The organism is Ruegeria sp. SATB027 (assembly GCF_059613825.1).
Genome location: NZ_JBXWTH010000093.1, coordinates 48,214 through 68,799, shown reverse-complemented (window position 1 = coordinate 68,799; position 20,586 = coordinate 48,214). Strand labels below are relative to the sequence as shown.

Here is a 20,586-nt window from a genome sequence, read left to right as displayed (position 1 = left end):
CGCCAGATAAAGCCTGTGCGCCTGCGTTAAAAGCCCTTCCCACGTTGACGTCGCAGGACAGCCAGCGCGATACCGCCCAAAACCAGTGCCGCACCAACAAGCAGCCGCACACCCGCGCTTTCCCCCAACAGCACCACGCCGCCCACAATCGCGATCACCGGCACGCTGAGCTGGACGACCGCCGCCGTTGAAGGTGCCAGCTGGGGCAGAACGCGATACCACAAGGCGTATCCCAGACCCGAGGTCACGCCACCTGACAAGGCCGCAAGGAGATAGCCCAATCCGGTCATGTGCCACTCTGCCCCTGTGGCCATCAGGGCCAGCGCGGTCACCGGCAGCGCGACGATGAAATTTGCGGCCGTGCCCTGCAACGCATCAGGCTCGGACCGCCCGGCCAGTGAATAGGCTGCCCAGCCGATCCCGGCTGCAATCATCAAAACGGTTCCGGTTGGATCGACCTGCACTGTTCCTGTGGGCCACAGAACACAGGCCAGACCACCCAGTGCAATCGCTGCCCCGGCCAGCTGTCGCCGGGTGGGTTTGGCCCCGGCAAGGGCGGTGGCGGCGAACATGGTAATCTGCACAACGGCAAACAGGATAAGTGCGCCCAGCCCCGCATCCAACGTCAGATAGGCAATTGAAAAACCGATCATATACAGGGAAAGCGACCCGGCCCCGATGATCCGCCTGCGGTTGCGAAGGGGCAAATGTCCTCTACGCAGCAGGATCAGTGCGGCCAGAACCAACGCCCCCGCCAGAACCCGGATAATGGCAAACCCCGCAGGATCACTGGACCCGCTGTCGATAGCCAGCCGGTTCAGAATGGAGTTCGCCGCAAAGGCGCACATGGTCAGGGCGGTCAGAAGGAACAGTCGCATTTCAACCACATACCGACTTGGCGGCGCGTTGGACACTCACAATTCGGGCACACGCGGCGCAGTCTTCATCTTTTCCAAAATACTCCCGCCGGAGGCATGGCCGCATTGCGGCCATCGGTAATGAAACGGGGCCGCCAAAAGGCGACCCCGTCCGTTAGCACTTTGCTTCCCCTCTCGACAGCCTGACCTTGCAGCCAAACGCCTGTCAGGGGTCGTCAGAATTCGCTTAGGCGAATTCGACGTGCTTACATCATGCCGCCCATGCCGCCCATGTCGGGCATGCCGCCACCAGCAGGCGCATCTTTTTGCGGCTTGTCTGCAACCATCGCTTCGGTGGTGACCAGCAGGCCGGCAACCGATGCCGCATCTTCCAGAGCGGTACGGACAACTTTGGCCGGGTCGATCACGCCGAACGAGAACATGTCGCCATATTCTTCGGTCTGAGCGTTGAAACCAAAGGCCGGATCCGAAGATTCGCGCACTTTGCCAGCAACAACCGCACCGTCAACGCCTGCGTTTTCGGCGATCTGGCGCAGCGGCGCTTCGATGGCCTTGCGCACGATGTTGATGCCTGCGTCCTGATCAGCGTTCGCGCCTTTCAGCGATTCCAGTGCTTTACCGGCCTGAACCAGAGCAACACCACCGCCTACAACGACGCCTTCCTGAACGGCTGCGCGTGTTGCGTTCAGAGCATCGTCCACACGGTCCTTACGCTCTTTCACTTCAACTTCGGTCATGCCGCCGACGCGGATAACGGCAACACCGCCTGCCAGTTTGGCAACGCGTTCCTGCAGCTTCTCACGGTCGTAATCCGACGAGGTTTCTTCGATCTGGGTGCGGATCTGAGCAACACGTGCTTCGATTTCGGCTTTCTCGCCAGCACCGTCGACGATGGTGGTTTCGTCTTTGCTGATCTCGATCTTCTTGGCGGTGCCCAGCATGTCCATGGTGACATTCTCAAGCTTCATGCCCAGATCTTCGCTGATCACCTGACCGCCGGTCAGGATTGCGATGTCCTGCAGCATGGCCTTACGGCGATCGCCGAAGCCCGGTGCCTTGACAGCAGCAATTTTTAGGCCGCCGCGCAGTTTGTTGACAACCAGAGTTGCCAGCGCTTCACCTTCAACGTCTTCTGCAATGATCAGCAGCGGCTTTTGCGACTGGATCACCTGCTCGAGCAGCGGAACCATCGGCTGCAGCGAAGACAGTTTCTTTTCGTGCAGCAGGATCATGCAGTCGTCGAGTTCTGCGATCATCTTGTCTGCGTTGGTGACGAAGTAAGGCGACAGGTAGCCGCGGTCGAACTGCATACCTTCGACAACATCGGTCTCGGTTTCCAGACCTTTGTTTTCTTCGACGGTGATAACGCCTTCGTTGCCAACCTTCTGCATCGCGTCCGCGATCTGCTGGCCAATTTCAGCTTCGCCGTTGGCCGAGATGGTGCCAACCTGAGCAACTTCTGCCGAGTCTTTGACTTCGCGCGAAGCAGCACGGATGCCTTCGACAACTTTGGCGGTTGCCAGGTCGATGCCGCGCTTCAGGTCCATCGGGTTCAGGCCCGCTGCAACCTGCTTCAGGCCTTCTTTTACGATGGCCTGCGCCAGAACGGTCGCGGTGGTGGTGCCGTCGCCGGCTTCGTCATTGGTGCGGCTGGCGACTTCTTTCACCATCTGCGCGCCCATGTTTTCGAACTTGTCTTCCAGTTCGATTTCCTTGGCAACCGAAACACCGTCTTTGGTGATGCGCGGTGCGCCGAAGGATTTGTCCAGAACCACGTTGCGGCCTTTGGGGCCCAGGGTCACTTTGACAGCATCCGCCAGAATGTTGACGCCTTTCAGCATCTTGTTGCGGGCATCGGTGTCGAACTTGACGTCCTTTGCAGCCATGTCGTTTCTCCTTGAGAAAATGTGTTGAGTGGAAGATCAGAGAAAGCGCGGGCTTACTCGATGATCCCCATGATGTCGCTTTCTTTCATCATCAGCAGCTCTTCGCCGTCGACCTGGACCTCGGTGCCCGACCATTTGCCGAACAGGATCTTGTCGCCAGCCTTGACCGCCATTGCGATCAGCTCGCCGCTGTCCTTGCGCGCGCCTTCGCCGGTTGCGACGACTTCGCCTTCGCTGGGCTTTTCTTTTGCGCTGTCAGGAATGATCAGTCCGCCTGCGGTTTTTTCATCGCTTTCGGTACGGCGAACCAGCACACGGTCATGAAGCGGTTTCAATGCCATCTTTGCAGCTCCTTGGGCTCAAAGTTTTGTTTATCCTCCCCTCGCCGTTCGACGAGGCGTTAGCACTCGGTGTGTGTGAGTGATAACGACGCATAGCTAGGGAGTCTAAAACGCCGAGTCAACAAGGTGTTTGGGATTTTTTTGAGAACGGCCTAGTCGGCCTGTTCCCAGCTGTAGGCCCAGTGTTTCAAGCCGTCTGTTCCCTCAGAGGTAAGAGCGTAGACACCTTTTTCAACCTTCTCGAACCAGCCATAGTGATTTTCCCGCATCAACCGGGTGGCGACCGGGACACCCACCGATCTGGCGACCTCGGCCCCTTTGGCCGGGCCGTGTTCGGCCAGAAAGGCCGCGCATTTCAGCGCATCCTGGCGGTAGGCCGTCACGATCCCATGGCGTGTCGCGCCCCCGGAATTGGGGTCGCCCTCCAGCCGGTCGAATTCGCGCAGCAGCCGCGCCGCCCTGGCCTTGTTCTTGCGCGGCGCATAGGGCCCCGGATCGCATTGCACCTCGACCGTGCCATCGGAACGTACGGTGATCAGACCCAGACCAAGCCTGCGGCACAGCGCCAGATTGTCCCTGAGCGCCCGTCGGGCCGTACGCCCGGTGGGTTTACTGACCCCGATATAGACCTGATCCGTGAGTTTCAGGCGGGTAATTGCCTGATGGAACAGGGACAGCGTGAACCTGAGCTTGAGCTCGACAATCACAGGCGGCTCGTCTTCGCGCATCGCGACGATATCGACAGCGCCCACTTCTCCTTTGACGGTGTATCCCTGACGCTCCAAGAGCGCCTTGATCGGGGGATAGAGGTCCTGCTCGCGGTTCATGGGGCCTATGCTACGCAGATTGTTGAGGAATACCAGACGGGTTGCTTGAACATGGGTCGCAGGCATGGCTATGTCTGGAACACCTTGATGACACAACACCGGATGGGTTCATGCGCCTGCTGACATTTCTTGCTTTTCTACTGGCCCCGATCACGGCTGCGGCTGCGTGCGATGGGCAGGACCTGCGCCCGCAGCTGTCGGATGACGCGCGGGCCGAATTGCAGCGCGCGGTGGCGGACATCCCCTTTCCGGAAGGCAACCACTGGATTGCGCGCAAGGATGATACGGTTCTGCACATCATTGGCACCCTGCACACGTATGACGAACGCATGGAGAAGGTGGTTGAACGCCTGTCTCCGGACCTGAGCAAGGCTGACGCGTTCTATTTCGAAGTCACCCAGACTGACATGGACGCATTCGAAAAAAACCTGGCCGATAATCTCAGCGCTGTAATGATCACATCCGGGCCGACCCTGATCGACCTGATGGGAGATGAAGACTGGGCCGCATTCTCGACCGCGTTGAACCAGCGCGGCATTCCCGGCTGGATGGCGGCCAAAATGCGACCGTGGTTCTTGAGCATGATGCTGAGCATCCCGCCCTGCATGATGGAAGATCCGAACGGGACCTACGGCATGGACGCCCGCCTGAATGATCTGGCCGCAGAAAACGGCATTCCGCAACACTCGCTGGAACGTATCGACGACCTGATCGCCATGTTCGACAGCCACCCGTTGGAACAGCAGGTCGAGTCACTGGTGCGCCTGTCCGGGGCGATGATGGGAAGCAACGATCAACTGGCCACCATGGCCAACGGATATCTGGAAGAAAAGCACGCCGAGATCATACAACTCGCCCGCCTGCAGGGGTTTGAGGAATCCGGGCTGAGCCGGGACGTCTTCGATGAGGAATGGAACGGGTTCGAGCAGCAGATGCTGGTCCAGCGGAATGCCCTGTGGATGGAGCATATTCTGGCCATCACGGATCAGACAGCGGTGATCGCGGTCGGCGCAGGTCATCTGAGTGACGATCACGGTTTGCTGAACCAGCTGGAGCAGGCCGGATACACGCTGACACGCGCCGCTTTCTAGGCCGGTTCAGCGGTTTTCAGACCAAGCGTCGCAGACGGGCTGCTGTGGCGTGACAAGGACGTTTGTCCGCCCTATAAGGCGCGCAAATTTCCATTCCGCAGGACGCTGACATGACAACGCTCGTATTTGGCCACAAATCCCCCGACACCGATTCCACAGGCTCGCCGATCCTGTGGTCGTGGTACCTTAACGAAATCAAAGGTGTGCAGGCCGAGCCCGTGCTGTTGGGCGAACCCAACACCGAAGCGGCGTTCATGCTGGACAACTGGGACCTGCCCAAACCGCGCATCCTGGACGATCTGGCCGCGGACACTCCGGTGGTCATCGTCGACACCAACAACCCCGCCGAACTGCCCGCCAACGTCAATGACGCAGACATCCGCGCCATCATCGACCACCACAAGCTGGTCGGTGGTCTGGAAACCAAAGGCCCGATCGACATCACCGTGCGCCCGCTGGCCTGCACGGCCACCATCATGGTCGACCTGATGGGCGACGATGCGGCCAAGATGCCCGATGCCATCAAGGGCGCGGCACTGACCTGCATCCTGTCGGACACGCTGGAATTCCGCTCGCCCACCACCACGCCCCATGACCGCGAGGTTGCTGAGCGGCTGGCGGCGGAGCTGGAGCTGGATATCTCGGCTTACGCGGCAGACATGTTCGCGGCGAAATCGGATGTCTCGTCCTTCTCGGATGCCGAACTGATCCGCATGGACAGCAAGGAATACGAGGTCGATGGCACCAAATTCCGCGTTTCGGTTCTGGAAACCACTGCGCCGGGCGTCATTCTGGACCGCAAGGCAAGCCTGGCGGGTTCGATGGTGGATGTCGCCAAGGAAGACGGTGTCGATCAGGTGCTGCTGTTCGTCGTCGATATCCTGAACGAGGAAGCCACTCTGCTGGTGCCCAACGATCTGGTCAAAACCGTTGCCGAGAAAAGCTTTGGCGCATCCGTCGATGGCGACGCCGTGGTTCTGCCGGGCATCATGAGCCGTAAGAAGCAGATCATTCCGAACCTGAAGGTCTGAAGAAACACGCGGGGTCTGTCGTTCTGAGTAAAACAGGCCTCGCATTATTAGTCCTGAGTCTGCGCCTTCGGCATTGCGCCTGGGCAGACCTGTACCCGACAGATGAAATACAGGGCGGCCACCGATCGATTGGTGGCCAATCCCTTGCCAATCGGTCATAAGGCTCGTGCAGTTTCAGCTTGAGGCCACATATGACCCAGATCGTTCACGCGCTGTCCGAAATCTCTGCCCGCTACAAAGCGTTGTTTGTCGATCTGTGGGGGTGCGTTCACAACGGGATCACGGCCTATCCCGAAGCTGTCGCAGCCCTTCAAGCCTATCGCGCGGACGGGGGGCTTGTCGTGCTGGTCACGAACTCGCCCAAACCCCGTGCGGGTGTGGCCGAGCAACTGGTGCAGTTCAATGTTCCCGCAGATGCCTATGACACCATCGCCACCAGCGGCGATTCCGCACGGTCGGCGATGTTCCGTGGTGCAGTCGGGCACAAGGTTTACTTCATGGGGGAATGGCAGCGCGATGCGGGCTTTTTCGAGCCACTGAAACTGCTGCACCACCCGATCCATATCGAACGTGTCCCGCTGAGAGAGGCCGAGGGGATCGTCTGCTGTGGCCCCTTTGATCCGATGGCTGACCCGGACGTGAACCGCCCCGATTTCCTCTATGCCAAGCAGATGGGCATGAAGCTGCTATGCGCAAACCCCGATATTGTTGTCGATCGCGGCGAGGTACGAGAATGGTGTGCAGGCGCTTTGGCCAAGCTCTATACCGAGATGGGCGGCGAGAGCCTGTATTTCGGCAAACCGCACCCGCCGATCTACGATCTGGCGCGCCGCAGGTTGCAGGAACTGGGCCATGATATCCCGGACAGCGACATTCTGGTGATCGGCGACGGCCCCCATACGGACATTCTGGGAGGTATGGGTGAAGGCATTGATTCCCTGTTCATTTCGGGCGGGCTGGCGGCGGCCGAGACAAAAACGTCGCACCATCCGGATCACGAATCCCTAACAGCTTATATCGAAAGGGAAAAGATCAACCCGACCTACACAATCGGTCGATTGAGATAGCAAGAAAAGACTTGATTTTCTGCAACTGCGAAGTAATAAAGTTGCCAACCTAGGCCGGATAGTGGTTTTTTCTTTCTCGGTCGATTTCGAGTGAGGGCAACATGTTGGATAATCTTCCACGCGGAACGATCTGTATCGAAGACATCGAAATGGGCATGTCCCGCCACCTGCGCAAAGTGGTGACGGACGAAGATATCGAGATGTTCGCGCAGATCTCGACAGACCGGAATCCAGTACATCTGGATGATGATTATGCCCGCGATACAATCTTCGAAGGGCGCATCGCGCACGGGATGCTGACAGCTGGGCTGATTTCGGCCGTGATTGGCGAACAACTGCCGGGCCATGGCACGGTCTATATGGGGCAGTCACTGAAGTTCCTGGCCCCCGTGCGCCCCGGTGACATGGTTTACGCCGAGGTCAAAGTCATCGACATCGACTTTTCCAAGCGTCGCGTCAAACTGGATTGCCATTGCTCGGTCGAGGGCAAGAAGGTGCTGATCGGTGAAGCCATGGTACTGGCCCCGTCGCGCAAGTTCGACTGATCGGCGAACACATCCATGCAAAAGGCGCCCGACCGGCGCCTTTTTTGTTTGGACGCTGTTTTTTGCCTGTGCCTTTCAGGACGGGCGGGCGCGTTTTCGCCCTTTCAACGCACCGGATTCCAGAATGATCTCTGACACCACGTGTTCGCGCCTGTAGGCCATCACATGAACGCCAGACACCCCCGCGATATCGCGGATCTGCTGGATCAGTTCGATACAGATCTTCTTGCCCTCGTCAGCTGGCTTTTCGGCTTTCTCCATCCGCTCGATGACCTGATCGGGGATGTGAATGCCGGGAACATTGCTGCGCATCCAGCGTGCCGCACGCGCTGACGCAATGGGGCCGACGCCCGCGATGATGAACACTTTCTTGTCCAGTCCCGCATCGCGCACCCGCGCCATAAATTTCTCGAACAGCGGAATGTCGTAGATGTAATTGGTCTGAATATACTCGGCCCCGGCCTCAACCTTCTTTGCCAGACGATCAGGTCGCCAGTCATAAGGCGGGATACAGGGGTTTTCGGCAGCACCAAGGAACAGTTGCGGCGGGCGCGAGATCTTACGACCAGACAGGAACATTCCCTGATCGCGCATCGTGCGGATCGTCCGCAACAGAGTCAGGGAATCGAAATCGAAAACCGGTTTTGCCCCCGGCTGATCCCCGACGCCGACGCCGTCGCCGGTCAGGCACAGCACGTTACTGACGCCCAACGCCGCAGCCCCCAGAACATCGCCCTGAATGGCAATCCGGTTCCGGTCGCGGCAGGAAATCTGATAGACCGGAGAATAACCCGCGCGCGTCAGCAAGGCACAAATCCCAATAGACGACATATGGCAGTTCGCGCCCGAAGCATCGGTTGCATTGATCGCGTCAGCCACTTCGCCAAGCGGTTGGGCCGCCTGAAAAACATCCTCGGGGTCGGCACTGTCGGGTGGGTTCAACTCGGCGGTGACTGCGAAACGGCCTGAACGGAGTACCTTTTCCAACCGGCTGTGCGACACATATCCTTGGGGAACCGGAACATAGCCAATCGGCTCCACCTCGTTGCGATGAGTATCACTCATTTCTTCAGTTCCCGGTTTATCGCGTTGGGTGGTTCGGCGGCCAGTGGTGCCGCAGAAGGTTCATTCTCGCGCGCTTCGGGGAATGCCTCGGCCAGCGCCAATCGGGCTGCATCCCGGGTCTCGCGCTCGTGCGCTGCAATCTCGCGGCTGACCCGCAACCAGGATGAGGAGCCTTTCAACGTGTGCTCCACCGGTGGCAGAACTTCTTTTATCTTGTCGGCTCCGTCCCGCATGCGGCTGGCTCCGTTCCAGGCCAGGGCCCAGACGCACTTCATATCCGGCTTTACCTCGCAGAACTCGCCGGGACGTACGCCGCCACATGGGCCATTGCGCAATTGCTTTGGGCAGTTCATCGGGCAGGACATGCCGGTCGATGACAACACGCATTGCCCGCACATCTTGCAATCGAACAACAGGGTTTTGACGCCCTTCTCGACCAGTGCGATGGGACGTTCGACGCGGTTATATCCGATCATTGCAAATAGCGGGTCCATCGCGACCATGCCGCGTTCGACACATTTATAGATCCACTCGAAAGTGCGGGCATGACGAATCGCGAACAGTCGCATTCGGTACATGGGTCTGCCTCCTGTGCTGGGTTCGTTCGAACCTGGCCGGGCTTTGATCCGGTGCGCCTTAATCCAGGGGACCGGATTTTCAGTCTAAACCCAGAGTTTTTTTTGAATCAAGCGGTTGGAGGCGGCTGACCTGAAATACTTGGATTGGCCTCGTGCATTTTCCCGGCCAAGCGAAATGTTCAAGGCTCATTCGCAGGATCGCATTCTTGGAATTCAAACTGCCGCTTGAACAAATTGACTCGCGCCGCTACGCAATCGTTTATGCACATCATCCGGGATATCCAGTTCGTCCAGCCAGAAGATCGCGGCGCCAGCGTGGCAATCGGGAATTTCGACGGCGTTCATTTGGGGCATCAGTCGGTCATTGAACTGGCCCGTAATGCTGCGCCAGACGCGCCGCTGGGTGTGTTGACCTTCGAGCCGCATCCGCGGGAGTATTTTGCGCCGGACACGCCTCCGTTCCGCCTGATGCGGGGCAATGCGCGGGCGCACCGGCTGGAAAAGCTGGGCGTAGAGAAGCTGTATGAACTGCCGTTCAACGCCGCGCTGGCAGGGCTATCGCCGGAAGAGTTTGCACGCAACGTGATCTGCGACGGGCTGGGCCTGTCGCATGTCGTGGTGGGGGCCGATTTCTGCTTTGGCAAGGGCCGCAGCGGCACGGCGCAGGATCTGGTGCGGTTCGGGCGGGACATGGGGTTCGGCGTGACGATTGCACCTTTGATGGAACGGTCGGAAAACGTTGTGTCCTCAACCGCCATTCGCACCGCGCTGAGCGACGGCCGACCACGGGACGCAGCCGCGATGCTGGGACACTGGCACCGGATCGAAGGCGAAGTGATCGGGGGCGAGCAGCGCGGGCGCGAGCTGGGCTTTCCCACCGCGAACATGTCCATCGAAGGGTTGCACCCGCCAAAGTTCGGTGTCTACGCCGTATTGGTGGACGTGTTGGATGGGCCGCATAAAGGCAGCTATCACGGCGCGGCCTCGATCGGGGTACGTCCGATGTTTAACGGCCAGGTGCCCAATATCGAAACCTTCCTGTTCGACTTTTCGGGCGATCTGTACGGGGCGACGCTGTCGGTGGGTCTGATCGACTTTTTGCGCCCCGAGATGACATTTGACGGGCTGGAGAGTCTGATCACGCAGATGGATGCCGACTGCAAACAGGCCCGCGGTATATTGACCACCCTATGAGTGTTGATCCGATTGAACGCACGGGCCTGCCTGCCCGGTTTTGGGAGCGCAAACCCCTGTGCCAAATGAACCAGCGCGAGTGGGAGGCGTTGTGTGATGGCTGCGGCAAATGCTGCCTGAACAAGCTGGAAGATGAAGACACGGGCGAGGTTGCCCTGACCTGCGTCGCGTGCCGCCTGTTGGATGACGAAAGCTGCCGCTGCGTACAATACGACATCCGGCATCAATTCGTGCCCGAATGCATCGTCATGACCCCCGACAATATCGACGAACATGCCTATTGGTTGCCACAAACCTGCGCGTATCGGTTGCTGTGGGAAGGCAAACCGCTTTACGACTGGCACCCGTTGATATCTGGTACAGCGGACAGTGTGCATGCCGCCGGGGTCTCGGTTCAGGGGCGCACAGTGTCCGAGTTTGAGACACCCATGGAAGAGTGGGAAGATTACATAATCGAGGAGCCAAGCTGATGCATTTCGCGTCTGACAATTCCGGGCCGGTTCATCCGCAGGTCATGGCCAGGCTGGCCGAGGTCAATCAGGGCTATCAGATGGCCTATGGTGCGGATACGCTGATGAACGAGGTGCGCGACCGTATCCGCAGCATCTTCGAGGCTCCGGGTGCTGCGGTCTATCTGGTGGCGACGGGGACAGCGGCGAATTCGCTGGCCCTTGCAACATTGTCAAAGCCCTGGGAAACGGTCTTCTGTTCCCCTGTCGCACATATCCACGAGGATGAATGCAACGCACCGGAGTTTTACAGCGGCGCCAAGCTGACCCTGGTTCCGGGCGGAGACAAGATGACCCCTGAGGCGCTGCGCGGGTCAATTCTGGGTGAAGAAACACGCGGCGTACATGGGCCGCAGCGCGGACCCGTGTCGATCACACAAGTGACCGAGCGCGGATCGGTCTATTCGCTGGCAGAGTTGCAGGCCCTGTGCGAGGTCGCCAAGACGTACGGCCTGCCCGTGCATCTGGACGGCGCGCGCTTTACCAACGCGTTGGTTACGCTGAACTGTTCCCCCGCGGATATGACCTGGAAAGCAGGTGTGGATGCTGTCAGTTTTGGCGGCACCAAGAATGGTCTGATGGGTGTCGAGGCGGTGGTGTTCTTTGATGAAAGCAAAGCCTGGGAGTTTGAGCTGCGGCGCAAGCGCGGGGCGCATCTGTTTTCCAAACACCGCTATCTCTCCGCTCAGATGGCCGCCTATCTGGAAGACGACCTGTGGCTGAAGATGGCACGTCAGGCCAATGACAATTGCGCCCGCTTGGCCGAGGGTTTGCGCGCCAAGGGGGCCGCGTTTCTGCACGAACCGCAGGCCAATATGATCTTTGCCTCATTCCCACGCGCGAAGCACAAGCAGCTGCATGAGGCCGGCGCGGTTTATCACCTTTGGGGGGCAGAGCTGGACGGCGAGGATGAAAACGAAAACCTCGCGTGCAGGCTGGTTTGCGACTGGTCCATCGGAGCGGCGGAGATCGATCAGTTTCTCAATCTGCTATAACGCCTGTCGGGGCGTTGGCCTGCCAGAACGCCCGCAGCAAAGCGCCGGTTTCGTCAGGGTGTGAAATCGGCAGCATGTGCCCTGCTCCGTTGACGCGTTCATGGCGCGCATCAGGCAGGCGCCGTTTCAGCCCTGCGCATATCGCGTGGATCACCGGCGGCGTCTCTGACCCGCTCAGCAGCAGGGTCGGCATCGATGCGCGCCGGAGCCGATCGGCGTCAAGCAACCCTGCCTGATCGTCATAGAGCACAGGCTGCACAGCCGGAACCGCATCGATTCCACGCACCATATTTGCCCGCGTGCGCTCGGGCAGATCAGGCCATTTGGGGCTGATCTTCGTGCTCCACGCCCTGTTGAACAGGCGCGCGGCCAAAACCTTGTCACCAGACGCGAAGGCCGCATTGACCGGCTCGGAGTCCCGTTCGTGCTGGTCGAACAACAGCGGCGCATCCTGTTTTGCAACTGCAAAGAACACGGGTTCGATCAGGATCAGGCTGCGCACGCGGTCGGGATGTTCGATCGCCAGCCTGAGCGCGATCATCGCCCCAAAGGAATGCCCGATTACATCCATGGGTTCCGTCAATTCAGCCAGGGCCGGTTTGGTCACAGCGTCAAAGAAATCACCCTGCCCGTCCCAATCCGGGCTGCGCCCATGCGACAGCATATCCGGGGCAATAAATGACGCGCAGCCATCCAGCGCACTGGCCAAACCAGACCAGGCACCGGAATGCGCAATCGTGCAATGGAGGGCGAGCAATTTCCGCCCCCCGTCACCCAAGTGCCTGACGAAAACGGATTGCATCACGGCCCTGACCGTCACCCGTTCATCTTGGCCAGATGCCGGTCCAGATCGTCCAGCCTGTCCTGACCCCAGAACCGCTGATCGTCGGGCGTGATATAGAACGGTGCGCCGAAGACACCCCGGTCCACGGCTTCCTCTAGGTTGGCGGCATAGGTTTCTGCCCCCACCAGCAAGCCGCTGTCTGCCAGACCGGGATCAAACCCGGCTTGCGTCAGACATTCGCGGATAACATCGTCCTGTGCGATATCCTTTTCCTCGGCCCAGCAGGCGCGAAGGAAGGAATGACACAGCTTGCCCACATCGCCCGAGCCGTCCTTGATCGCGGCAATAACCGCATAAGATGACGGGGCCATGTTGGTCGGCCAGTGCGCGGGTTTCAGATTGAACTCCATCCCCAGATTCTTGGATTGGCGCAGCAGCTCCTGTGCGCGGTATTCGATACGTGAGATATGCCGGTCTTTCGGAGGGGTTCCCCCGGTGCGCGCGAACAGGGCGATAATGTCCAGTGGTTTATAGTTGATCGTGGCGCCGTGTTTTGCCGCGATTTCTTCCAGCCGCATCCCTGCCAGATAGGAATAGGGCGAGAGTGTCGCAAAAAAGTAGTCAATCTGGGTCATGTGCACTTTCTCCGCTGCGTTACCTTTGCGGGACGGTAAGGCCATGCTAAGCGGTGTCAACATCACGATTCTGTCACATTGCCATTGCTGCCCGGGGACCTCAGCCGATGCCGACACTTCACGAACCCAAGCTTATCGCTGGGAACGCCAACCTTCCGCTTGCCCAAGCCATCGCACGCCGCATGAGCCTTTACCGAGGCGTTGATCAGGGTCTGGTCGATGCGCGTGTCGAACGGTTCAACGACGGTGAGATTTTCGTCGAAGTGTTCGAGAATGTGCGCGGCGAGGATATGTTCATTATCCAGCCGACCTCGAACCCGGCCAATGACAACCTGATGGAACTGCTGATCATCGCAGATGCCCTGCGCCGGTCGTCCGCGCAGCGGATCACCGCCGTGATCCCGTATTTCGGGTACGCCCGCCAGGACCGTCGCACCAAGGCCCGCACGCCCATTAGCGCCAAGTTGGTGGCCAACATGCTGACCGGGGCCGGGATCGAACGGATCCTGACAATGGACCTGCACGCGGCCCAGATTCAGGGCTTTTTCGATATGCCCGTGGACAACCTTTATGCCTCGCCCATCTTTGCGCTGGATGTGAAGCATCAGTTCAAGGGAAATCTGGATGAAATCATGGTGGTTTCACCCGACGTGGGCGGCGTGGCCCGCGCACGCGAACTGGCCAAGCGGATCAACGCCCCTCTGTCGATCGTGGACAAGCGCCGCGAGAAAGCGGGCGAAGTCGCCGAGATGACCGTGATCGGGGATGTGAAGGACAAGATCTGTCTGATCGTCGACGACATGTGCGACACCGCCGGAACGCTGTGCAAGGCGGCGCAGGTGCTTCTGGATAACGGTGCGAAAGAGGTTCATTCCTACATCACGCATGGCGTCATGAGCGGCCCTGCGGTGGAACGGGTGACAAACTCGGTGATGAAGTCGCTGGTGCTGACCGACACGATCCAGCCGACCAAAGAGATTTTGGGCGCCAAGAACATCCGCATTGTTCCGACCGCGCCTATCTTTACGCAGGCGATCCTGAACATCTGGAACGGAACCAGCGTGTCATCCCTGTTCGAAGACAAGACGCTGACGCCGATCTACGAATCCATGTACCAGATGGATTGAGTTTGGACGGGGCGACAGGATGTGTCGTCCCTTTCTTTTTGAACCATCGATTGCGCACAAGCCTGACCCATGTGCGCGATCAGCGACACAAGTGGACCGATCTCCATGACTGGCAACAAACGCATTGTTCTTTCCAGCGACCACGCGGCAATCGAGCTGCGTCAGGCCGTGGCCAACCACATCGCGCAGCAAGGCTGGGACGTGGTCGATATCGGCCCGACGACCTCTGAAAGCACCCATTATCCCAAACACGGCAAGGCCGCGGCACTGACTGTTGCCTCGGGTGATTGCGAGTTGGGTATTATCCTCTGCGGCACGGGTCAGGGTATCATGATGGCTGCAAACAAGGTACCCGGCATTCGCTGCGGCGTCTGTTCGGACGCGTTTTCCGCCCGGATGATCCGCCAGCACAACAATGCCAACATGCTGTCGATTGGTGCGCGTGTCGTCGGCGAAGGTCAGGCGCTGGATATTGTGGATGCGTTTCTGGGTGCCGAATTCGAAGGCGGCCGCCACGCTACACGGGTCGACATGATCGAGGCGCAGGACGACTGAGTCCCGCGCCTGTCCTGCAAGCCCCGGATCAGGAAATGTTCCAGTCGTCTGGATGCGCCACCTCTCCAAACGCGGTCCAGCTGATCCGGATGCGGGCAATCCGCGTGTCGGACCATGTCCGAAACACCGCTTCGAACCCTTCCGAGGTGATATTTTCTGCCTGAACCTCGGCGCGCAGGGCTGATGATGTGTCGACATCCCAAAGGGAAATCCCGATCTGAACCATGGGCGGGCTAAGAAACGTGCCCTTGAATTGGATGGGTTTCCGGCGTTCGCGGGGGCCTTCGCCAGTCCACATGTCCCCGCCTTCGGCAAATTCCGAAAACAGAACACTTTCACCCTGATCGATGCCAATGGGATGGGTTAGAAATTTTTTCATGTTTTCATCATTATACTTGAATTTCCGCAACTTACCCCGGCTTTCTGGCAAAAGCACGACAAAAAAACGGCCCCGCAATTGCGAGGCCGTTCCAATTTTCCACTGTTAAGCCAATTACAGGCTCATATGTGTCCCAAGGGCTTCCATGTCGGCCAGCAGCTTGGCGGCTTCGTCGACGATCGACATGTCGTCGCCGCCCTTTGCCGCTTCGTGCGAGGCGCGTGCCTCGGCAATCAGCTCGTCCATATGCGAACGGGTGATTTCCGAAACCGGAACCGCCTTTTCGGCCAGAACCGACAGGCTGTCGCCGTTGATCTGGGCAAACCCGCCGGTGACCAGGTATTCGCTGGACCCTTCGGGTGCCTCAACCTTCAACAGACCGGGGCGCAGCGTTGTGATGGTGGGGGCATGATCGGGCATCGCCGTCATGTCCCCGTCCGCGCCGGGAATCTGGACCGCGGTGACCTCGAGTGAAGCAAGGCTCCGCTCGGGGCTGACGAGGTCGAAATGCATCGTGTTTGCCATCAGGGATACTCCTTAGGCGGCTGCTGCTGCCATTTTTTCGGCTTTGGCGATCACTTCGTCGATGCCGCCAACCATCAGGAAGGCTGCTTCGGGCAGGTGATCGTATTCGCCAGCCACAACGGCCTTGAACGACGAGATTGTGACATCCAGAGGAACCTGAACCCCCGGCGAGCCGGTGAAGACTTCGGCCACGTCGAACGGCTGCGACAGGAAGCGTTCGATCTTACGGGCACGGGCCACGGTCAGCTTGTCCTCTTCCGACAGTTCGTCCATGCCGAGGATGGCGATGATGTCCTGCAGTGACTTGTAGCGCTGGAGGATCTGCTGAACGTCGGTCGCAACCTTGTAGTGCTCTTCGCCGACGATGGCCGGGTCGAGCAGGCGCGAGGTCGAGTCGAGCGGGTCAACCGCCGGGTAGATACCCTTTTCCGAGATCGCACGGTTGAGAACGGTGGTCGCATCCAAGTGAGCAAACGAGGTTGCCGGCGCAGGGTCGGTCAAGTCGTCCGCAGGCACGTAGATCGCCTGCACCGAAGTGATCGATCCGGCCTTTGTCGAGGTGATGCGTTCCTGCAGGGCACCCATGTCGGTAGCCAGTGTCGGCTGGTAGCCCACGGCGGACGGAATACGACCCAGCAGAGCCGACACCTCGGAACCCGCCTGTGTAAAGCGGAAGATGTTGTCGACGAAGAACAGAACGTCGGTACCGGACTGGTCGCGGAACTGCTCGGCCAGAGTCAGACCGGTCAGAGCAACACGCGCACGCGCACCCGGAGGCTCGTTCATCTGGCCGTAAACCAGGGCCACCTGGCTTTCCGACAGGTTGTCCGGCTTGATCACGTTCGATTCGATCATCTCGTGATACAGGTCGTTGCCTTCACGGGTCCGTTCACCAACACCCGCAAACACCGAGAAGCCCGAGTGCACTTTTGCGATGTTGTTGATCAGTTCCATGATCAGAACGGTTTTGCCAACGCCAGCGCCGCCGAACAGGCCGATCTTACCGCCTTTGGCGTAAGGGGCCAGCAGGTCAACCACCTTGATGCCGGTGACCAGAACTTCGGACTCGGTCGACTGTTCGGCAAAGGTCGGTGCGGGCTGGTGGATCGCGCGCGCTTCGGTTGCCTCAACCGGACCTTTTTCGTCGATCGGCTCGCCGACCACGTTCAGGATGCGGCCCAGGGTGGCGTTGCCAACCGGAACCGAGATCGGTGCACCGGTGTCGGTGACCACTTCACCACGGACCAGACCTTCGGTCGCGTCCATCGCGATGGTGCGGACAGTGTTTTCACCCAGGTGCTGAGCAACTTCCAACACCAGGCGCTTGCCGTTGTTGGTGGTTTCCAGCGCGTTCAGAATTTCAGGCAGCTGATCTTCGAAGTGCACGTCGACGACGGCCCCGATGATCTGTGTGACTTTGCCTTTTGCATTCGCCATGTTTCGTCTCCGGTTTGTCTCTACAGCGCCTCGGCGCCGGAAATAATTTCAATCAGCTCGTTGGTGATCACGGCCTGACGCGAACGGTTGAACTGGATCGTCAGCTTGTCGATCATCTCACCCGCGTTGCGTGTCGCGTTGTCCATTGCGGACATCCGCGCGCCCTGTTCAGACGCTCCGTTTTCGAGCAGAGCCGAGAAGATCGCGGTCGCAACCCCCTTGGGCAGCAGGTCGGCCAGAATGGCCTCTTCGCTGGGCTCGTAGTCGAAGATGGCACCGCTGTCGTCACCTTCCGATTCCTCGAACGAGGCGGGGATGACCTGCTGTGCCGTCGGGATCTGGGTCACAACGTTGACGAACTTCGAATAGAAGATCGTGGCAACGTCGAACTCGCCCCCGTCGAAGCGGGACAGGATGTCCTTTGCGATGTCCTGCGCGTTGGAATAACCCAGACGCTTGACCTCGCTCAGGTCCACATGCCCAACGAACAGATCGCCAAAATCACGCTTGAGCGCGTCGCGGCCTTTCTTGCCGACGGTCAGGATCTTGACCGTCTTGCCCTTGCCGCGCAGCTCTTCCGCCTTTTGACGGGCCAGCTTGGCGATGTTCGAGTTGAAGCCGCCACACAGGCCGCGTTCAGCTGTCATAACAACCAGCAGATGGACATCATCGCTGCCCGTACCACGGAGCAGCTTGGGGGCGCTGTCGCTGCCCCCGACCGACGCCGCCAGCCCCGCCATCACGGCATTGAACCGCTCGGCATAGGGGCGTGAGGCTTCGGCAGATTCCTGGGCGCGGCGCAGTTTTGCGGCCGCGACCATCTGCATGGCCTTGGTGATCTTGCGGGTCGATTTGACCGACTCGATCCTGTTTTTAAGGTCCTTCAGACTAGGCATCGGAACCTCCTATCAAGCGAAGGTCGCGGCGTATTCGTCGATCGCTGCTTTGAGTTTGTCGGACGCGTCACCTTTGATCTTCGGATCTTCGTCGGTGATCCACTGCAGCAGGTCAGCGTGCTTGCCGCGCAGATGCGCCAGCAGGCCAGCCTCGTAGCGGCCAACGTCTGAGACATCGATCTTGTCGAGGTAACCGTTGGTGCCCGCGAAGATGACGCAGACGATTTCCGCGTTGGTCAGCGGCGAGTACTGCGGCTGCTTCATCAGCTCGGTCAGGCGCGCACCGCGGTTCAGCAGCTGCTGGGTTGCGGCGTCGAGGTCGGAACCAAACTGTGCAAAGGCCGCCATTTCGCGATACTGAGCCAGTTCCAGCTTGACCGGACCGGCAACCGATTTCATCGCGTCGGTCTGAGCCGACGAGCCCACACGTGAAACCGACAGACCGGTGTTCACAGCAGGACGGATGCCCTGATAGAACAGTTCGGTTTCCAGGAAGATCTGACCGTCGGTGATCGAGATCACGTTGGTCGGAATAAAGGCCGAAACGTCACCACCCTGGGTTTCGATAACCGGCAGAGCGGTCAGCGAACCTGCGCCGAAGTCTTCGTTCAGCTTCGCCGAACGCTCCAGCAGGCGGGAGTGGAGGTAGAAAACGTCACCCGGATAGGCTTCGCGGCCCGGCGGGCGGCGCAGCAGCAGCGACATCTGACGGTAGGACACGGCCTGTTTCGACAGGTCATCATAGATGATCAGCGCGTGGCGGCCATTGTCACGGAAGTATTCCGCCATCGCGGTTGCAGCATAGGGTGCCAGGAACTGCATCGGTGCCGGGTCGGACGCGGTTGCGGCGACAACGATCGAATATTCAATCGCACCGGATTCTTCCAGTTTCTTCACCAGCTGGGCAACGGTCGAACGCTTCTGACCGATCGCAACGTAAACGCAGTACAGTTTCTTCGACTCGTCGTCGCCTGCTGCTTCGTTATAGACCTTCTGGTTCAGGATGGTGTCCAGAGCCACAGCGGTTTTACCGGTCTGGCGGTCACCAATGATCAGCTCGCGCTGGCCACGGCCAATCGGGATCATCGCGTCAACCGATTTCAGGCCGGTTGCCATCGGTTCGTGCACCGATTTACGCGGGATAATGCCGGGCGCTTTGACATCTGCAACGCCGCGCTTGGTGGCATTGATCGGACCTTTGCCATCCAGCGGGTTGCCCAGACCGTCAACAACACGGCCCAGCAGTTCATCACCGATCGGAACGTCCACGATCGAGTTGGTGCGCTTGACGGTGTCACCTTCTTTGATGTCACGGTCGGAACCGAAGATAACGACACCGACGTTGTCGCTTTCCAGGTTCAGCGCCATACCCATGATGCCGCCGGGGAATTCGACCATCTCACCGGCTTGAACGTTGTCCAGGCCATATACACGGGCAATCCCGTCACCGACGCTCAGCACGCGACCGATCTCGGCCACTTCGGCTTCCTGACCAAAATTCTTGATCTGGTCCTTCAGGATTGCAGAAATCTCTGCAGCTTGGATTCCCATTTATCCGACCTCTTTCATTGCATTCTGTAGGGAGTTCAGCTTCGAACGGATCGAACTGTCGATCATCTTCGAGCCCACTTTGACGACAAGACCGCCGATGAGGCTTTCATCCACGGTCGCATTGATAGTTACGGTCTTGCCCACACGCTCGGACAGCGTCTTGGACAGTTTTTCCAGTTGTGTCTTGGTCAGCGCCTTGGCCGAGGCGACATCGGCGGTCACTTCGCCACGCTCATCTGCCAGCATGTCACGCAGCACCTGCACCAGTTGCGGCACAACAAACAGGCGGCGTTTCTGCGCCATCAGAGCCAGCGTGTTGCGCAGGATGGCGTTCAGCCCCATCTTGTCAGCAACAGCGGCAATTGCTCCTTCTTGCTCGGCCCGCGAAATCAAAGGCGATGCGATCAGGTCACGCAGGTCGGCACTGTCGCCCAGTGCTGCTGCCAGATCATTGATGCCGGATTCCAGACCCGCAAGGTCATTATTCTCTTTTGCGATCTCGAAGATCGCGGTGGCATAGCGCTCGGCGATGCCTGTGGAAATCGAAGCTGGTTCGGACACGTCCACCCTTCCGATATTTGAGGCCCCGATTTTGGGTAGCGGCCGCTACCTTGGGGCGTGAGGAAACCCCGGCCAGACGGTCGGGGATCAAAATCACCGGGGATGTAGCAGAGGTGAACCAACCAAGCA

The 20,586-nt window shown here is 59.2% G+C and carries 23 protein-coding genes; 9 read left to right on the top strand and 14 right to left on the bottom strand.

Going from position 1 to position 20,586, the window contains the following annotated elements; genetic code table 11:
* Window positions 1-26 precede the first annotated feature (26 nt).
* The 4 genes from AC2FPW_RS21350 to AC2FPW_RS21335 form a co-directional block, all read right to left on the bottom strand.
* A complete protein-coding gene (locus AC2FPW_RS21350) occupies window positions 27-878 on the bottom strand; it encodes a DMT family transporter (protein WP_496815292.1) in 852 nt (283 codons plus the stop codon).
* A 245-nt stretch (window positions 879-1,123) separates the two neighbouring features.
* Window positions 1,124-2,764 (bottom strand): chaperonin GroEL, encoded by a 1,641-nt coding sequence (groL, locus tag AC2FPW_RS21345; RefSeq protein ID WP_480587939.1) that lies wholly within the window; start codon window positions 2,762-2,764, stop codon window positions 1,124-1,126.
* Window positions 2,765-2,817: 53 nt separating this feature from the next.
* Complete coding sequence (gene groES / locus AC2FPW_RS21340; protein ID WP_170536247.1) at window positions 2,818-3,105, bottom strand: co-chaperone GroES; 288 nt, start codon at window positions 3,103-3,105, stop codon at window positions 2,818-2,820.
* A gap of 152 nt (window positions 3,106-3,257) precedes the next feature.
* Window positions 3,258-3,932, bottom strand: a complete 675-nt coding sequence (locus AC2FPW_RS21335; RefSeq protein WP_496815291.1) for a DUF2161 domain-containing phosphodiesterase — start codon at window positions 3,930-3,932, stop codon at window positions 3,258-3,260.
* A gap of 110 nt (window positions 3,933-4,042) precedes the next feature.
* Here AC2FPW_RS21335 and AC2FPW_RS21330 point away from each other — a divergent pair, with 110 nt between their 5' ends.
* From AC2FPW_RS21330 to AC2FPW_RS21315, 4 genes are all read left to right on the top strand, one after another.
* Complete coding sequence (locus AC2FPW_RS21330) at window positions 4,043-5,023, top strand: TraB/GumN family protein (RefSeq protein ID WP_496815289.1); 981 nt, start codon at window positions 4,043-4,045, stop codon at window positions 5,021-5,023.
* A gap of 110 nt (window positions 5,024-5,133) precedes the next feature.
* A complete protein-coding gene (locus AC2FPW_RS21325; protein WP_480475459.1) occupies window positions 5,134-6,054 on the top strand; it encodes a manganese-dependent inorganic pyrophosphatase in 921 nt (306 codons plus the stop codon).
* Between the two features lie 191 nt (window positions 6,055-6,245).
* Window positions 6,246-7,121 carry a TIGR01459 family HAD-type hydrolase gene (locus tag AC2FPW_RS21320; protein WP_267362988.1) on the top strand — a complete coding sequence of 292 codons (876 nt, stop codon included), beginning with the start codon at window positions 6,246-6,248 and terminating at the stop codon, window positions 7,119-7,121.
* A gap of 101 nt (window positions 7,122-7,222) precedes the next feature.
* Complete coding sequence (locus AC2FPW_RS21315; protein ID WP_267362989.1) at window positions 7,223-7,666, top strand: MaoC family dehydratase; 444 nt, start codon at window positions 7,223-7,225, stop codon at window positions 7,664-7,666.
* A gap of 75 nt (window positions 7,667-7,741) precedes the next feature.
* On the opposite strand, the gene AC2FPW_RS21310 is transcribed toward AC2FPW_RS21315, so the two are convergent.
* Together AC2FPW_RS21310 and AC2FPW_RS21305 are read right to left on the bottom strand one after the other, a co-directional pair.
* Window positions 7,742-8,731 carry a methylenetetrahydrofolate reductase gene (locus tag AC2FPW_RS21310; RefSeq protein ID WP_496815288.1) on the bottom strand — a complete coding sequence of 330 codons (990 nt, stop codon included), beginning with the start codon at window positions 8,729-8,731 and terminating at the stop codon, window positions 7,742-7,744.
* Window positions 8,728-9,309: a methylenetetrahydrofolate reductase C-terminal domain-containing protein gene (locus tag AC2FPW_RS21305; protein WP_267362992.1), complete on the bottom strand. Its 582-nt coding sequence runs from the start codon at window positions 9,307-9,309 to the stop codon at window positions 8,728-8,730. Before AC2FPW_RS21305 ends, AC2FPW_RS21310 begins: the two co-directional genes overlap by 4 nt.
* A gap of 261 nt (window positions 9,310-9,570) precedes the next feature.
* On the opposite strand from AC2FPW_RS21305, the gene AC2FPW_RS21300 reads away from it, so the two are divergent.
* From AC2FPW_RS21300 to AC2FPW_RS21290, 3 genes are read left to right on the top strand one after another with little or no spacing between them, the layout of a single operon-like run.
* Window positions 9,571-10,503 carry a bifunctional riboflavin kinase/FAD synthetase gene (locus tag AC2FPW_RS21300; RefSeq protein ID WP_480475451.1) on the top strand — a complete coding sequence of 311 codons (933 nt, stop codon included), beginning with the start codon at window positions 9,571-9,573 and terminating at the stop codon, window positions 10,501-10,503.
* On the top strand, window positions 10,500-10,973 hold the full coding sequence (locus AC2FPW_RS21295; protein ID WP_496815286.1) for a YcgN family cysteine cluster protein: 474 nt from the start codon (window positions 10,500-10,502) through the stop codon (window positions 10,971-10,973). Before AC2FPW_RS21300 ends, AC2FPW_RS21295 begins: the two co-directional genes overlap by 4 nt.
* A complete protein-coding gene (locus tag AC2FPW_RS21290) occupies window positions 10,973-12,007 on the top strand; it encodes a threonine aldolase family protein (protein WP_496815284.1) in 1,035 nt (344 codons plus the stop codon). The genes AC2FPW_RS21295 and AC2FPW_RS21290 overlap by 1 nt, the downstream gene beginning before the upstream one ends.
* Here the strand turns inward: AC2FPW_RS21290 and AC2FPW_RS21285 are convergent.
* Together AC2FPW_RS21285 and AC2FPW_RS21280 are read right to left on the bottom strand one after the other, a co-directional pair.
* Complete coding sequence (locus AC2FPW_RS21285) at window positions 11,994-12,764, bottom strand: alpha/beta fold hydrolase (RefSeq protein WP_496815283.1); 771 nt, start codon at window positions 12,762-12,764, stop codon at window positions 11,994-11,996. The two genes, AC2FPW_RS21290 and AC2FPW_RS21285, sit on opposite strands and share 14 nt — an antisense overlap.
* Window positions 12,765-12,823: 59 nt before the next feature.
* Complete coding sequence (locus tag AC2FPW_RS21280; RefSeq protein WP_267362997.1) at window positions 12,824-13,426, bottom strand: 2-hydroxychromene-2-carboxylate isomerase; 603 nt, start codon at window positions 13,424-13,426, stop codon at window positions 12,824-12,826.
* A 107-nt stretch (window positions 13,427-13,533) separates the two neighbouring features.
* Here AC2FPW_RS21280 and AC2FPW_RS21275 point away from each other — a divergent pair, with 107 nt between their 5' ends.
* Both AC2FPW_RS21275 and rpiB read left to right on the top strand, forming a co-directional pair.
* Window positions 13,534-14,553 (top strand): ribose-phosphate pyrophosphokinase, encoded by a 1,020-nt coding sequence (locus AC2FPW_RS21275; protein ID WP_209504798.1) that lies wholly within the window; start codon window positions 13,534-13,536, stop codon window positions 14,551-14,553.
* A 105-nt stretch (window positions 14,554-14,658) separates the two neighbouring features.
* Window positions 14,659-15,108: a ribose 5-phosphate isomerase B gene (gene rpiB, locus AC2FPW_RS21270; RefSeq protein WP_480482278.1), complete on the top strand. Its 450-nt coding sequence runs from the start codon at window positions 14,659-14,661 to the stop codon at window positions 15,106-15,108.
* A 28-nt stretch (window positions 15,109-15,136) separates the two neighbouring features.
* On the opposite strand, the gene AC2FPW_RS21265 is transcribed toward rpiB, so the two are convergent.
* The 6 genes from AC2FPW_RS21265 to AC2FPW_RS21240 all read right to left on the bottom strand — a co-directional run bounded on the left by AC2FPW_RS21265 (window position 15,137) and on the right by AC2FPW_RS21240 (window position 20,457).
* Entirely contained in the window at window positions 15,137-15,487 is a 351-nt protein-coding gene (locus AC2FPW_RS21265; protein ID WP_480482280.1) for an H-type lectin domain-containing protein, read from the bottom strand.
* A 114-nt stretch (window positions 15,488-15,601) separates the two neighbouring features.
* Window positions 15,602-16,012 carry a F0F1 ATP synthase subunit epsilon gene (locus AC2FPW_RS21260; RefSeq protein WP_209504801.1) on the bottom strand — a complete coding sequence of 137 codons (411 nt, stop codon included), beginning with the start codon at window positions 16,010-16,012 and terminating at the stop codon, window positions 15,602-15,604.
* Window positions 16,013-16,024: 12 nt separating this feature from the next.
* Window positions 16,025-17,449, bottom strand: coding sequence for a F0F1 ATP synthase subunit beta (gene atpD, locus AC2FPW_RS21255; RefSeq protein ID WP_209504802.1), 1,425 nt, complete (start codon window positions 17,447-17,449; stop codon window positions 16,025-16,027).
* A gap of 20 nt (window positions 17,450-17,469) precedes the next feature.
* Complete coding sequence (locus AC2FPW_RS21250; RefSeq protein ID WP_267363000.1) at window positions 17,470-18,345, bottom strand: F0F1 ATP synthase subunit gamma; 876 nt, start codon at window positions 18,343-18,345, stop codon at window positions 17,470-17,472.
* Window positions 18,346-18,357: 12 nt separating this feature from the next.
* Window positions 18,358-19,896, bottom strand: coding sequence for a F0F1 ATP synthase subunit alpha (gene atpA, locus AC2FPW_RS21245; RefSeq protein ID WP_267363002.1), 1,539 nt, complete (start codon window positions 19,894-19,896; stop codon window positions 18,358-18,360).
* Window positions 19,897-20,457 carry a F0F1 ATP synthase subunit delta gene (locus AC2FPW_RS21240; protein ID WP_209598051.1) on the bottom strand — a complete coding sequence of 187 codons (561 nt, stop codon included), beginning with the start codon at window positions 20,455-20,457 and terminating at the stop codon, window positions 19,897-19,899.
* Between the last annotated feature and the right edge of the window lie 129 nt (window positions 20,458-20,586).